Source organism: Enterococcus sp. B2E4 (assembly GCF_030499455.1).
GTDB lineage: Bacteria > Bacillota > Bacilli > Lactobacillales > Enterococcaceae > Enterococcus_D > Enterococcus_D casseliflavus.
This window is the reverse complement of sequence record NZ_JAUKPK010000001.1, coordinates 498,721-512,215: the sequence shown is the minus strand read 5'-3', so window position 1 is coordinate 512,215 and position 13,495 is coordinate 498,721. Positions and strand designations below refer to the sequence as shown.

The 13,495-nt window shown below is 42.7% G+C and carries 14 protein-coding genes; 11 read left to right on the top strand and 3 right to left on the bottom strand.

Annotation, left to right across the window (positions count from 1 at the left end):
- Positions 1 to 28 precede the first annotated feature (28 nt).
- Positions 29 to 1,288: a sugar ABC transporter substrate-binding protein gene (locus Q1X33_RS02470; RefSeq protein WP_010747713.1), complete on the bottom strand. Its 1,260-nt coding sequence runs from the start codon at positions 1,286 to 1,288 to the stop codon at positions 29 to 31.
- 406 nt (positions 1,289 to 1,694) lie between these two features.
- Here Q1X33_RS02470 and Q1X33_RS02465 point away from each other — a divergent pair, with 406 nt between their 5' ends.
- The 3 genes from Q1X33_RS02465 (at position 1,695) to Q1X33_RS02455 (ending at position 3,641) form a co-directional block, all read left to right on the top strand.
- On the top strand, positions 1,695 to 1,943 hold the full coding sequence (locus tag Q1X33_RS02465) for a GlsB/YeaQ/YmgE family stress response membrane protein (protein ID WP_005225422.1): 249 nt from the start codon (positions 1,695 to 1,697) through the stop codon (positions 1,941 to 1,943).
- A 184-nt stretch (positions 1,944 to 2,127) separates the two neighbouring features.
- A complete protein-coding gene (locus Q1X33_RS02460) occupies positions 2,128 to 2,529 on the top strand; it encodes an Ohr family peroxiredoxin (protein WP_005225423.1) in 402 nt (133 codons plus the stop codon).
- 77 nt (positions 2,530 to 2,606) lie between these two features.
- A complete protein-coding gene (locus Q1X33_RS02455; RefSeq protein ID WP_301969521.1) occupies positions 2,607 to 3,641 on the top strand; it encodes a hypothetical protein in 1,035 nt (344 codons plus the stop codon).
- Positions 3,642 to 3,701: 60 nt separating this feature from the next.
- Here Q1X33_RS02455 and Q1X33_RS02450 read toward each other — a convergent pair whose 3' ends face one another.
- Entirely contained in the window at positions 3,702 to 4,046 is a 345-nt protein-coding gene (locus tag Q1X33_RS02450) for a peptidase (RefSeq protein ID WP_005225425.1), read from the bottom strand.
- A 292-nt stretch (positions 4,047 to 4,338) separates the two neighbouring features.
- Between Q1X33_RS02450 and pepA the strand changes: the two genes are divergently transcribed.
- The 4 genes from pepA (at position 4,339) to ytpR (ending at position 7,531) form a co-directional block, all read left to right on the top strand.
- On the top strand, positions 4,339 to 5,415 hold the full coding sequence (gene pepA / locus Q1X33_RS02445) for a glutamyl aminopeptidase (RefSeq protein WP_005225427.1): 1,077 nt from the start codon (positions 4,339 to 4,341) through the stop codon (positions 5,413 to 5,415).
- 133 nt (positions 5,416 to 5,548) lie between these two features.
- Entirely contained in the window at positions 5,549 to 5,869 is a 321-nt protein-coding gene (locus Q1X33_RS02440) for a thioredoxin family protein (RefSeq protein ID WP_301969554.1), read from the top strand.
- Positions 5,870 to 5,881: 12 nt separating this feature from the next.
- Positions 5,882 to 6,343, top strand: a complete 462-nt coding sequence (locus tag Q1X33_RS02435) for a universal stress protein (protein ID WP_005225429.1) — start codon at positions 5,882 to 5,884, stop codon at positions 6,341 to 6,343.
- 573 nt (positions 6,344 to 6,916) lie between these two features.
- Positions 6,917 to 7,531 carry a YtpR family tRNA-binding protein gene (ytpR, locus tag Q1X33_RS02430; protein WP_301969520.1) on the top strand — a complete coding sequence of 205 codons (615 nt, stop codon included), beginning with the start codon at positions 6,917 to 6,919 and terminating at the stop codon, positions 7,529 to 7,531.
- A gap of 68 nt (positions 7,532 to 7,599) precedes the next feature.
- Here the strand turns inward: ytpR and Q1X33_RS02425 are convergent, their stop codons facing one another.
- The gene (locus tag Q1X33_RS02425; protein WP_010747716.1) at positions 7,600 to 8,904 is read right to left on the bottom strand and encodes a S1C family serine protease; all 1,305 of its coding nucleotides are present in this window, start codon (positions 8,902 to 8,904) and stop codon (positions 7,600 to 7,602) included.
- A 374-nt stretch (positions 8,905 to 9,278) separates the two neighbouring features.
- Between Q1X33_RS02425 and rlmH the strand changes: the two genes are divergently transcribed.
- From rlmH to Q1X33_RS02405, 4 genes are all read left to right on the top strand, one after another.
- The gene (rlmH, locus tag Q1X33_RS02420; RefSeq protein WP_010747717.1) at positions 9,279 to 9,758 is read left to right on the top strand and encodes a 23S rRNA (pseudouridine(1915)-N(3))-methyltransferase RlmH; all 480 of its coding nucleotides are present in this window, start codon (positions 9,279 to 9,281) and stop codon (positions 9,756 to 9,758) included.
- Positions 9,759 to 9,823: 65 nt separating this feature from the next.
- Positions 9,824 to 10,561, top strand: a complete 738-nt coding sequence (truA, locus tag Q1X33_RS02415; RefSeq protein ID WP_005225435.1) for a tRNA pseudouridine(38-40) synthase TruA — start codon at positions 9,824 to 9,826, stop codon at positions 10,559 to 10,561.
- Between the two features lie 42 nt (positions 10,562 to 10,603).
- Positions 10,604 to 11,362 carry a type I methionyl aminopeptidase gene (gene map / locus Q1X33_RS02410; protein WP_005225436.1) on the top strand — a complete coding sequence of 253 codons (759 nt, stop codon included), beginning with the start codon at positions 10,604 to 10,606 and terminating at the stop codon, positions 11,360 to 11,362.
- A 569-nt stretch (positions 11,363 to 11,931) separates the two neighbouring features.
- A complete protein-coding gene (locus Q1X33_RS02405; RefSeq protein ID WP_301969519.1) occupies positions 11,932 to 13,305 on the top strand; it encodes a C40 family peptidase in 1,374 nt (457 codons plus the stop codon).
- The last annotated feature ends 190 nt before the right edge of the window (positions 13,306 to 13,495 follow it).

Sequence of the window (13,495 nt, the reverse complement as noted above, 5' to 3'; positions counted from 1 at the left end):
TATGGGTTCTTTGTGGTTGAACGTCTGTTTATTTCTTCAAAAACCCATCATTGTAATCCTTGATCGTCTTGTCGATTGCCTCATCTAATGTAATTTCATCATTTAACACTTGCACGATGGCATCACGGTAAGCCCCTGTCAATCCAGTGTAGCCTTTCATACTCATCGTCACTTGATCGGTAGTTTGCTTGCTGCTGATTGGTTGAGCAGCGGCTGCGATCTCTTGGTTGTAGATTTCATAAGCATCCTGGCCTTGTTCATAGTCGACCGTCAAATCTTCCACCGCAGGTAAGTAACCAGCATAGGTACAAAGCTGTTTGTAATTTTCTTCTTCGTACAACCATTTGATGAATTTTTCGCCTTCTTCACTGTTTTTACTGTTGTTGAAGCCAGTGATGAAGTTGCCGCCCATATTGACCGCGCGGGTCTCTTCATAAGGAGAATAGGTCGATTGCCAGTTAAAGTTGCTGATGTTGGTAGAAAAATCAACGATCTGCCAGCTGCCAGAAAAGTAAGCTGGAACACGGCCGCTCTTGAACATAGCAGAAGCATCTTCTCCAGAGGTCCAAACCGATTTTGGCATCACTTCGTCATTGTTCAAATCAACAAATTTTTGCAAAGCCGCTTTCGTAGCATCATCGGTCGTGTAAGAATCACCGCTGTCATCTAAAAAGAAATCTTGTCCCCCGTATTGATAAGTGAAAGCCCGTAAACGGTGATCCGACGCGTCCATGACCATGCCGTATTTGGCATCGGTTTTTTCAACGACTTCATTGATCGCAGTTAAAAATTCATCCCAAGTCCAAATATCCTCTTCCGAAGTGGGGTAGGTCACACCAGCTTCGTCAAACAAATCCGTATTGATAAACAACCCAGTGGCAGTGACATCAGAAGGGAGTGCTTTGACGACATCTGCTTCATCTTTGATCGTCATCGATTCCAATGTGTTTGCCTCACTGGCAATGTCTGATAGATCCATCAGATAGTCATTCCAGTCAGGTTGAACGGTAGAAACCCGCACGACTTCTGGCGCATCATCCGCTTGAACAGCTTTGGTGATCTTTGTCAGCAAGTCCGCATAAGGCACATCGGTGACTTCGACAGTCACACCAGTTTCTTCCTTGTATTTTTCCGCCATTTTCGAATAAGCGCCGCCTTCACTGGTATCTCCAGAAACGAACATACGGATCTGCTTGTTCTCGCTGGCACTGTCACCACTGCCGCAGCCAGCGACCCCTAACATCACTGCCGCCAAAGACAAAATTGAATAACCTATTTTTTTGTTCATTTTGTTCCTCTCCTTTATTGAATGATTTTTGTTCAAAAAAACGTTTCCAATCGAAAACGATCGAAACGTCCCCCAATGAAAAATAGCTGATGTACTGAAAAGATAGCAGTCCTACGACTGATTGAGGAGTGAAAAGTGCCAATTATCTGACAAAATAAGAGTGGTTCTCCCTCAGTTTAGCGGATAAGATGCAAAATACAAAATAAAACGATTTCAAAAAATGCACCAATACTAAAAAAAACGAATTAAAGCTCTTACAACGATAATTAGGAAGTGCTGATAAACGTTAATATAACAAGGTTTGAAAATTTTTTTTGCAAATTGAGTGCAAATCTTTTGTCTAAAACGGGGATTAAGCGTAACATAATATGTGTAATAACTACTTAAAAGAAAGAAGGAGAAAAATATGCATTGGTTATGGGTATTAATCGTAGGAGCTATTATCGGTTTGATCGCCGGAGCTATCACAAATAAAGGTGGATCAATGGGTTGGATCGCCAACATCGTTGCAGGTTTAGTAGGTTCAGCTATTGGACAAGCGATCTTAGGTTCTTGGGGTCCATCACTTGCTGGAATGGCAATCGTCCCATCAATTATTGGTGCGGTTATTGTAGTTGCTGTTGTTTCATTCTTCTTAGGACGTTCAAACGGCTAGTCCATTCAGCAATTGTTTTCATTCATTTATTTCGGGTAGGAACTACCTTGAATAGACAGGCAAATCCAGAGTTTCTGGGTTTGCCTTTTTTGTTTTTTAAAAGGATGCATAAGCAATCCCTTTGTCAGATTAGAAAATTGTCGTTACACTTGAAGTAGGTCAAAAAAAGAAAGGAAGAGGTTCAATGAAAAAGCAATATGAAACAGCGATGATCAATCGAGGCGGACGTGTCGGAGAGGTCGAAGCACCAAACGGTAGTTTTCACCTGAAAATCGACAAGCCAGGTCTTCATAGTGAAGGGACCAATCCAGAGCAATTATTTGCCGCAGGCTATGCTTCATGCTTCAACGGTGCCGTACAGCATATGCTGAAAGAGCATAACATCGAATCCGAATCCGAAGTTAAAGCAAGAGTGTCTTTGTATCAGCATGAGGACGGCAGTTACCAAATCGGCGTGATTTTAGAGGTATCGTTACCAGGCGTTGAAAAAGCCGAGGCAGAGAAAATCGCAGAAGAAGCCCACGATTTTTGTCCGTATTCTCGTGCCACTCGCGGCAACATTGATGTCGAAGTTCAAGTAGTCTAAGCAGTATTACGAATAGACAAACAATAAGCGGTTGGTAAATCAGCCGACAAGAGGGAATTCATCAAGGAGGCCAATCAATGAGACAAACAGAGAGCTTGCTGCTTTTGGGCGTGTTTGTGGTTGGCCTTTTTGTGGTGTACTGGCTAAAAAAGCACCGACAGGCGCGCCACAACCAAGCACTGGCAGCTCAACTGAAGCGTTATCCCAGCGTGCGGCAAGCGTGGCTGGCAGCCGGGGCAAACAGGGAAGCAGTCCTTTTGGTTCCAGGTTTAAAAGAAGCCACTGCCGCAGTGGCAACGACGGCAACGGCGAAAGCAGAAACGAGGCTGCACAAGCATGCGGATCAGTGTGAAGCAATGACCCCGCAAGGGTTGGCCGTTTCAGAGGACTATTTGTTCATCTCAGCGTATTGTTCGCAGCAGGAACATCACTCACAGCTTTATATAATAGAAAGAACGAGCGGGCGGCATCTGAAAACGGTGGTTCTGCCAAAACGCCCCCATGTCGGTGGGCTAGTCTTTGATCGAGCAACGCAAATGCTGTGGCTAACCATTACAGGGAAAGGAATGGGGCGCGTGGCGTGTGTTTCTCTACAAGCACTGCTGGAAGATGATTCCTTGGCAACCAATCAGTCTATCGCTTATCAGCAAGTCATCGAATTGGCAGGCATCACTCACAGCTCCTATTTGGCAGCCGATGGCGAGGAACTTGTCTCGGGGACTTTTGCCTTGAAACAAGGAGGCGTGGTGGCGAATTATCCGCTGCCTGTTCTTTCAGCCAGCGGTCGCAAAGCGCCTCATCGCATCAAGCCTAGTAAGAGAAGGGTCACCACCACGAAAGTCCAAAGTATCGCCTTTACCACTGAATACATGTTGCTGACACGTTCCTTTGGACCAGGGTCGGCGGAGTTATGGGTCTTTTCAAAGGATGCAACGGTGCTGACCCGCAAACATGCGTTGCGGCGCATCAAGTTTCCCCATTACCTTGAACAGATCGTGGTAGAAAAAGGACAGCTGTACTGCTTGTTTGAAAGTGGGGCATGGGCGTATCGGCAAAAAGGCGGCAGCATCGATGAAGTCGTGGTATTGGACCTTGCGACCTTGCTCCAGTAAAAGCACTACTTAAAAAGAAAAAAGACCAGCCTCTTAAGAAGCTGGTCGTAAGTGCAGTGATTAGTCCACGATTGCTCGTTGGATATCTAAGACGGTGCCTGTATGAGCATCTGCCAAAAATTCATAGGTGACAAGCTGCCCGTCTTCGGTGCGGGTGATGCCGCCAGTATATCCTTGGGAAGTGATCGCAAATTTGCGCAAAGGTTGTTTTTCGAAATTGATCCAAGAACCTTCGATCGGTCCTTCTTTGATAAACGCCGCTTTTATATTGTCTAAGACATCATCGGCGTTCATGGCTTGCCTTTTCTTCAACCAGATCGTTGAAAAAATCCCTCCTGCAAAGCCAAGACCTAAACCGATGGTCAGTCCATTTTTAAAATAATGCAATGGATGCTCATTCTCCATCTAATGTCCCTCCTAAAGTAAGTTTTCCCGAATGTTTTGATCTCGGTGAAAGCACAGGTTCTCTTAACAATAGTTTACCATAGTTTAGAAATATTCTATAAGAAAAATAACCAACAATAGAAATTTGCGCTATAATAAAGAATATCAGTAGGAATAAGGAGGAAGAGAGCACATCCGTTGTTTCGCCCAAAAATTGCTGGAAAACACAGCAACAGCAAGCGTTGCTTTTTCAAAAAAAGCAGCTTTGTTTCTTTAGGGCAGCAAACAACCGATACGTGTTTCTCGAATGATCATGGAAGAAAAAACATTTCAACGCATCAAAGAACTAACGGAGTTACAAGGAACCAGTGGGTTTGAACACGACGTGCGGGCGTATATGCGTGAAGCGATGACCCCCTTGGTGGACGAGATCCAACAAGACGGCTTAGGCGGCATCTTCGGTTTGCGTCACCACCAAGAAGCAGATGCACCACGAGTGATGGTAGCTGCTCACATGGATGAAGTTGGTTTCTTATTGACGACGATCACCGATCGCGGCTTATTCAAAGTCACTCCTTTGGGCGGATGGAACCCTTATGTGGTTTCTGCTCAACGCTTTACATTGAAAACAGCAAAAGGCGATTATCCATGTGTTTCTTCTTCAGTACCGCCACATTTGTTGCGAGGAAGCAGCGGTCAAAAAAATGTCGAAGTCACAGATATTTTGTTTGATGCTGGGTTTGAATCAAAAGAAGAAGCAGAAAGCTTTGGGGTACGTCCTGGCGATACGATCGTCCCACAAGTGGAAACCATCAAAACAGCCAATGGGAAAAACATCATCTCGAAGGCTTGGGACAACCGTTACGGCTGTGCAGTCGTCTTAGAAGCACTTGAAGCCTTGAAAGAGGAAACGTTAGGCCATACGCTGATTGCTGGTGCCAACGTTCAAGAAGAAGTCGGCTTACGAGGTTCTCGTCCGTCTGTGACGAAATTCAAACCCGACTTGTTCTTTGCGGTCGATTGCTCGCCAGCAGATGACACAGTCACCAAAAATGGTACCTTTGGTCATCTAGGGGCAGGGACTTTGATGCGAATCTATGATCCGGGCATGATCATGTTGCCACGGATGAAAGAATTCTTGTTGGATACAGCAGAAAGCAACAACATTCCTTACCAATACTTTGTTTCAAAAGGTGGTACCGACGCTGGTGCGGCACACATGGCAAATGAAGGAATCCCAAGTTCAGTTATCGGTGTTCCTGGACGTTACATCCATACTCACCAAACATTATTCAGTATCGCTGATTATGAAGCGGCACGGGAAATGGTGATTCAAGTCTTGAAAGGTTTGGATCGTTCAACCGTTGATACGATTTTGGCAGGACAATAAGCGAGAACGAACGAAAGCAAAGAGACAGCAACCCGTTGTCTCTTTTTTTCTGCAGGGGTTTGCAAGATCAGCATGTCAGTTGGTAGTCCCTGAAAGAAAGGTGTATACTGAAAGAAAAGAAAGTGGTGAGCATTTGATTATTCCAAAAGATTTAGCAGAGTTAGCAACATATGTGGAGAAAGGCAAAAATGTCTTCTTTTTCACCGCCGATTGGTGTGGCGATTGCCGCTACATCAAACCGCAATTGCCTGAGATCGAAGCGGACTTTCCAGATTTTCAATTTATCGAAGTCTACCGTGATGAATACATGGATGTAGCGGTTGAATGGAACATTTTTGGTATTCCTAGCCTCGTCGTTATCGAAGACGGCAAGGAGCTGGGACGGTTAGTCAACAAGGATCGCAAAACCAAAGAAGAGATCGAAGCCTTTTTAACCAGCGTACAATCAGCATAGGAGGGGAAAAAGATGGAAGCACAAAGATATCAAAACATTTTAGTAGGGATCGACGGTTCAGATCAAGCGATGTCTGCCTTCAAAAAAGCAGTGGAAGTCGCTCGTCGAAATCAAGGGAAGGTCTATGCCGCAACGATCATCGACCAGCAAGTGCCGACCATGATGGGCTATGCACCTTTGGATAGTTCGATCTTGGAACAAGAAAAAGATACGGCGAAAAATCTGATCGACGACTGCAAAGCTTATGCAAAATCAGTGGATTTTGATCTAGTTGAAGGCATCGTCGCTTACGGCTCCATCAAAGACGCCCTTGCCACTCAATTACCAGATCAATACGACATCGATTTGATCATGGTGGGGCAATCTGGGCTGAATGCCGTGGAACGCTTCATGATGGGGAGTGTCGCCAGCTTCGTTATCCGTGAAGCCCGGTGCGACGTGCTGATCGTATCGCCTGAAGAAACAAAAGCCTAAGGTCATTTTTTGAAAAAATAAGCTTGTCGTTGCCGAGTTCTTTTCCTTAAAGAAGATGGCAGCAAAAGCAGACAAGGGTTAAAAGAAAGTTCCTGAGAACCAGCGATGTTTCACTTGTTAGCAAAGCACCGTCTTTCGCTGATGAACTGCAGCTGGTTCTCAGGCTTTTTTGCTCGTTTTGAGGGAAGACATCTGTCGCTGTTGTCTTGTTACATAGGTAGTAGTGCCAAACAGAAGTTTTTAGAACCAGCGTTTATCGGCTCGATAGTAAAGCAGCGTCTTAGCTAATAAGCCGCAGCTGGTTCTTAGTTTTTTTCTGTATACAGTTTTTGGATAACTTATTGTTGCCTTCTTTCGTAGAAAGTAGTTCTACTAGCAAGTTCTTGAGAAGCCGCGGGTTCTGCTCCTTCGCCAATTTTCAACCTAAGTCAGCCAGCAGAAGTTGGTTCTCAGGCGTTTTTTGTCTTTGAAAATAACTAGAATTTCAAGGAAAACAAAGAAATTCCATGACGGATGCCGAAAAATTTGTTAAGATTATGGGCGGAATGTGTAAGTACCTAAGGAGGAAAAAACGTGATTTTTGCTTATAACAAAGAATATGTCAGTGATACACTGCTTGCCATCACAGCAGATGATAAAGGATTAGAACAAACCGTCGAACGCAAAGGCAATGTTGCCCAAATCAAAAATGAAGAAGGCACGATCGTCGGCTGGAACTTTTTTGCGATCTCAGAAGTGATGACGATCGAAGGCCGTGGCCAAGTGACGTTGACGAAAGAACAAATCCAACAATTGAACACCATGATCAAAGAAGCAGGATTCAGCGAAGAACTGCCAGCAGATACAGAACCAAAAATCGTCGTTGGCTATGTGAAATCATGTGTGGAACATCCAGACAGCGACCATCTGTCTATCACGGAAACAGAAGTCGGGGATGGGGAAGTTTTGCAAATCGTCTGTGGTGCTGCCAATATCCGTAAAGGCTTGAAAGTCGTTGTCGCAAAACCTGGGGCAATGATGCCAGATGGCTTGATGATTTGGCCGGGTACGCTTCGTGGCGTAGAAAGCTTCGGAATGATCTGCTCTGCTAAAGAACTGCATTTAGAAGGTGCACCAATGAAAAAATGCATCCTTGAGCTGCCTCAAGATGCCGTTGTAGGTGAAGCTTTTCCAGTCGGTAAAGCCTAAAAAAATGAACTGCCGCTTCCTGTTTTTGCGGCAGTTCATTTTTTGATTGTTTCGATTGGTTTTGGTGATTAGTTGCTGCTGTCTGTTGATTGTTCGTTGATCGATGTATCAACGGAAAGTTTTACTTCTGCCGTTTTTTCTTCATCGCCACGATAGAAGGTTACAGTGATCGTGTCACCGACTTTGTGTTTGTACAACGCAGATTGTAGATCCGTTGTTGTGCTGACTTCTGTATCATCGATCTTCGTGATAACATCATATTGTTGCAATCCTGCTTGTTCTGCTGGTGTTGCATTGTTGACTGAATAGATCACAACGCCTGAAGTTACGGATGAAGGAACTTTCAAGATTTGTTCTTGTTGTTGTGATGTGATGGAACCTAAATCGATCGTTTGGATACCTAGTGCAGGGCGGACCACTTTGCCGTCTGCTTCTAGTTGATTGATGATTTCAACGACATCGTTACTTGGGATCGCAAAGCCCATCCCTTCGACACTAACACCTGAAGCAGAGCCAGAGGTGCTGGCGATTTTACTTGAGTTGATCCCAATCACTTGACCATCAACGTTGATCAGTGGACCACCAGAGTTCCCTGGGTTGATCGCAGCATCCGTTTGGATCGCATTGATGCTGATCGTACCACCAGATTCGTTTTGGCTTGTTACTTGACGATTCAAGGAAGAAACGATCCCTTGTGTCACAGAGTTTGCGTAGTCAGAGCCGAGAGGTGAACCGATCGCGATGGCTGGTTCGCCGACTTTCAAGGCACTTGAATCACCAAATGTTGCGGCAGTCGTCACATGCTCTGAAGAGATTTTCAATACAGCTAAGTCTGTGTAAGCGTCAGTACCGACCAATTCAGCTTTAACTTTCGTACCGTCTGCTAAAACAACTTCCAAACCGTCTTGACCTTCTACGACGTGGTTGTTGGTTACAACATAGGCATCGTCGCCATCGATTTTGTAGATGACTCCACTCCCTTCAGAAGAAGCTTCTAAAGCACTGTCGTCGTCGCTTTGGCTATCGCCTTCACTTTGTCCGCCTTGCTGACCAAAGAGGCTGTTCCAGTCGTTGCTTTGACTTTGTTGTAGATTAATGATGGAAACGACAGAATCTTGTACTTTTTCAACTGCCTCAGTGACATCGCTAGTCACATCAAGTTTTACATTGGATACTTGGGTTTGTCCGTTAGAATCTTGGACCCCGCTGTTGGTCGTGGTTTCTGGTGTTGAAGTCAAAGAGGAACCCATTGCCAGATACAGACCGCCGAAGGTCAATAAACCGCCGACCATACCGCCTAAAATCCCAATACCTAATCGTTTTAATAAACCAGGAGAAGTTTTCTTGCCTGGTGTGACATATTTTCTTGCCATTACTATTTCCCCCTTAATGAATAATTCGTTATAATCAGTATATTCCTTCTATCTGAGATTAGTCTACTAAGAGATTTTGAAAAAAATATGAAGAAGTTGCGTAAGAATCTGTTTCAAACGATGAAATTTTCTTCGCAAAACCCGTTCATTTTTGAATAAAAATAGCAGGGGAATCTGGGGAGAAGCAAAGGTCTGTTTATCCACAGTGTGTGGACAAACTTGAAAGCTTTGGTTGGGTGGATGAAGAAACCCTTGAAGTGTCGCGGTTTTATAGATAGGAATAGAAGAATTACAAAGAAAGTCAAAGTGTGTAAAAGGTTGTGGATAGCATTGTCCACATTTTCATAAAATAAGGGGATAACGAGGAGGAACCTATGAAAATCAAAGTCGTCACGGTAGGAAAATTAAAAGAAAAGTACCTCGTTCAAGGAATCAACGAGTACGCCAAGCGATTGGGGGCATACGCAAAGCTTGAGTTTGTCGAAGTATCGGATGAAAAAGCACCAGAAACCTTGAGTGAAGCCCAAATGCTGCAAATCAAAGAAAAAGAAGGGCAGCGCATTTTAGCCAAAATCAAAGACACCGAATATGTCTTTGCCTTAGCGATCGAAGGCACTAACCCCACCAGCGAAGCCTTCGCCAAACAAATCGATCAGCTCGGCATCCAAGGAAAAAGCCAACTGACCTTCGTCATCGGCGGCTCCCTAGGCTTAAGCCAAGAAGTCATGACCCGCAGTGATGCCAAGATCTCTTTTGGCAAAATGACCTACCCCCACCAACTCATGAAACTGATCTTATTGGAGCAAATCTATCGCGCGTATCGAATCAATACGGGGGCGCCGTATCATAAGTAAATATCTCAAGCAATATAATAGAAAAAATTATCCACCGGTACTACCGGTAAAAAGGAGCAACAACCATGCGAAATATCAAATTAACGATTGAATATGACGGCAAGCGCTACTTAGGGTGGCAACGACTAGGAGATTCTGAAAAAACAATCCAAGAAAAAGTTGAAGGGGTCATCAAATTATTGACGGGAGAAGAAATTGAGATCGTCGGTTCTGGCAGAACCGATGCGGGCACGCATGCTCGAGGACAAGTGGCGAATTTCAAGACGACCCATCAAATGAGTTTGCCAGAGATGCAGCAGTTCTTTAACCGCTATTTGCCGCAAGACATCGTCGTCAACAAGATTGAAGAGGTGCCTGAGCGCTTCCATGCACGCTATCACGCCAAAGGCAAGCAATATAGCTATTATGTTTGGAACAACGCGATCCCATCGGTCTTTGCTCGCAATACTAGTTTTCATTGCCCGCAGCCCCTTGATTTGGAAAAAATGCAGCAAGCGGCTGAGAAGTTGATCGGCACCCATGATTTTATCGGCTTTTCTGCATTGAAAAAATCAAAAAAATCAACGGTGCGCACGATCGATGAAATCACCATCACACCAGAAGGCGACCTATTGCGGTTTACCTTCAAAGGCAACGGCTTTTTGCATAAAATGGTCCGAATCTTGACAGGCACACTGATTGCCATTGGCGATGGCACACTGCCACCAGAAGTGATCGATCAAGTGTTAGCCGATAAAGTACGACAAGCAGCTGGTGAAACAGTGCCTTCTCATGGCTTATTTCTAGATGAGGTGTATTATTAAAAGAAACATGGTAATGGCTATTTAAGGAAAGGAGATCATCTATTGATCACATTAAAATCCCCACGAGAGATCGAACAAATGAAAACTTCTGGTCGTATCTTGGCAAGTATTCACGAACAGCTACGAGAGAAAATCGTTCCCGGTATCACCACGAACCAAATCAACGCCTTTGTCCATCAACAGATAGAAGCTGCAGGGGCAACAGCCGCGCAAATCGGGTTTGAAGGCTATGAATTTGCGACGTGTATCAGTGTCAATGAAGAGATTTGTCATGGTTTCCCTTCAGAATATGTTTTAAAATCAGGCGATGTCATTAAAGTCGATTTTTGTGTCGATTACAAAGGGGCAATCTCTGACAGCTGTTGGACGTATGCGGTAGGAGAGATTTCACCAGAACATCAAGCACTGATGGAAGTCACGAAAGAAGCCTTGATGAGAGGAATCGAGCAAGCACAGGTCGGCAACCGAGTTGGCGATATTGGTTATGCGATCCAAAGCTTCGCTGAAGAAAAAGGGTATGGTGTCGTGCGGGACTTTATTGCTCACGGCATTGGCCCAACCATTCATGAAGAACCATTCTTTCCTCATTTCGGGTTACCTGGCAAAGGAATTCGGTTGAAAGAAGGTATGACGATCACCATCGAACCGATGATCACGACAGGCACTTGGCGCATGAAGATGGACCCGAACGGCTGGACAGCACGCACCATTGACGGCAGTTATTGTGCCCAATATGAACATTCGATCGCCATCACCAAAGAAGGTCCTATTATCATGACGTTGCAAAAGGAAGAAACGTGAACACAAGGCCGATAGAATAGAAGAAAATACGAAAATCGTTCGAGTGTTTCTACACGAACGATTTTTTGCATTTACTTGTCGAAGTTGCGAAGCTAGGGTATAGCACATTCAAATAGGAAGAAAAGTAGGTCTTTTTAGGAAATGATTATGAAACAATCAAACTACTTCCAGTAGAAGCTTTTTGGAGTAAACATTAAAAGATATAAAAGCTGGATATAAGAAGAGTCAGTATCGAAGTATTTTTTTGTTATTTCCTTTTTAAAATATCGTTATAGTTTTGAGAGAACGAAAAAAATTCTCGGAAAAATCAGAATCGTTAAATTTAGAAGTTTTTATTCATCTATATTTATCTCTTTATAGCCTTTATTTACTGAAAAAACCGTGATATACTTTTAAGATAAAAATATAAAGGAGAGATAAAGTGAAAAAACGTGTATGGGGTATTTTATTATTAGGAATTGGTTGTTTTTTTTGTTCATAATTTCACATTCCAATCTGTACAAGCAGATGAGTTTGACGATGGGCAGGTGACTTTTGAAGACTATTCAAAGGATAATCGTAGTTCAGTTATGACATATGAAGAATATGTAGAATTCATCAATGAAATTAATTCTCAAAATAATCAACTAACAAGAGAGGTCGTATCTCGTTCATTATCAGGCGGTAATTTGAGTCAAAGAGAGCAAATTGTAGCAGAAGCAAAAAAACATATAGGTAAACCATATACTCAAACAAATCCTGATAGATTGGGACCTGACAAATTTGATTGTTCTGGCTTAGTTTATTATGTTTTTAATCAAGTTACAGGAAAAGATGTCGGAAAATTGACGTGGGAGCAAGAGTATGCTGGAAAGCAAATTTCTATCTCTGAGGCTAAACCAGGTGACTTACTTTTTTGGGGAAGTAGAGGGAAAACGAGTCATACTGCCATTTATATTGGAAATAATCAGTATATTCATGCTCCAACTTTTGGAAGAACGGTTGAATTATCTCCAATCTGGGACAGTTTCTATCCATCATTTGCCATCCGGATGGATCTATCAGAATACCAAACAGTGCCTTATGGAAAAACGGTTATGGCGGTCAGTAATTATCCAATATGGAACAACTTAGAATTTACTTCTCAAAATGGAAATACTTCTAATTTTCAAGATGGTTTAGTTTATTATGCGAAAAATCAAATCTCTTTTAGTGATGGTAGAACGTTTTATGAACTATATCGTGGAGATTCCTTTGTAGGATTTATTAATACTGTAGCAGTTGAAGAATTAACCGCTACAAGCGAGAATAAAAATATTATGGCAACTAAAAATTATCCAAGATGGGGAAATCTCTATTGGACTAGTAAACTAGGCGATACTTCTGATTTCGCCGATAATCCAGTGTACTATACATCTGTTAGTTATACTTTAACAAATGGTAAAAAGTTTTATTCTCTCTATCGTGGTGATCAATGGTTTGGTTATATCAATGCTGAAGCGGTTATTGATTTGAAGGCTGAAAATATTGATAAATTTGTCAGTGCGACGAAGAATTATCCGATTTGGGGAAACCTATATTGGACGAGTAAATTAGGAAGTACAGAAAATTATTCGAGTGGTCTGGTCTATAAAGCAAAATATAAATATACTCTGTCAAATGGAAAGATATTTTATTCTATATATCAAGGCGACACATGGATAGGTTATATTAATTCTGATGCTACTGAAGATTTAAGAACTGAAAATATTAACATAGGAGTACAGATTACTAGCAAAAACTATCCTATGTGGAACAATTTTTATTGGACTAGTAAAAAATTCGAAGCAGGTCAGTTGTATGGTAATAGTTACACTGCTAAAGTAAAATATACATTAGGAAATGGAAAGACCTTCTATTCCTTATATGATAATACAAATACATGGATTGGATATGTTAACACTCAAGGTACAAGTGTTAAATAAGTTCTCGCAAAAATTATCAATATTTTTTATTATCCTAGATGAAAGCAAAAAGCGAATCCACACTTGATTCGCTTTTTGCTTTCTCAAGTTTAATTAATATAATTAGGACAATGAATTTCGAACAATTCATTTAAAAGCAAAAAACTCAAATCGTTTTGCCCCTTTTTCTTATCCCTCTCACCGCTCCAGT

Bases quoted from the DNA above. Each gene is read 5' to 3' on its own strand.
- Q1X33_RS02470 (WP_010747713.1), bottom strand. From the start codon at position 1,288: ATGAACAAAAAAATAGGTTATTCAATTTTGTCTTTGGCGGCAGTGATG.
- Q1X33_RS02465 (WP_005225422.1), top strand. From the start codon at position 1,695: ATGCATTGGTTATGGGTATTAATCGTAGGAGCTATTATCGGTTTGATC.
- Q1X33_RS02460 (WP_005225423.1), top strand. From the start codon at position 2,128: ATGAAAAAGCAATATGAAACAGCGATGATCAATCGAGGCGGACGTGTC.
- Q1X33_RS02455 (WP_301969521.1), top strand. From the start codon at position 2,607: ATGAGACAAACAGAGAGCTTGCTGCTTTTGGGCGTGTTTGTGGTTGGC.
- Q1X33_RS02450 (WP_005225425.1), bottom strand. From the start codon at position 4,046: ATGGAGAATGAGCATCCATTGCATTATTTTAAAAATGGACTGACCATC.
- pepA (WP_005225427.1), top strand. From the start codon at position 4,339: ATGGAAGAAAAAACATTTCAACGCATCAAAGAACTAACGGAGTTACAA.
- Q1X33_RS02435 (WP_005225429.1), top strand. From the start codon at position 5,882: ATGGAAGCACAAAGATATCAAAACATTTTAGTAGGGATCGACGGTTCA.
- Q1X33_RS02425 (WP_010747716.1), bottom strand. From the start codon at position 8,904: ATGGCAAGAAAATATGTCACACCAGGCAAGAAAACTTCTCCTGGTTTA.
- rlmH (WP_010747717.1), top strand. From the start codon at position 9,279: ATGAAAATCAAAGTCGTCACGGTAGGAAAATTAAAAGAAAAGTACCTC.
- truA (WP_005225435.1), top strand. From the start codon at position 9,824: ATGCGAAATATCAAATTAACGATTGAATATGACGGCAAGCGCTACTTA.
- Q1X33_RS02405 (WP_301969519.1), top strand. From the start codon at position 11,932: ATGACATATGAAGAATATGTAGAATTCATCAATGAAATTAATTCTCAA.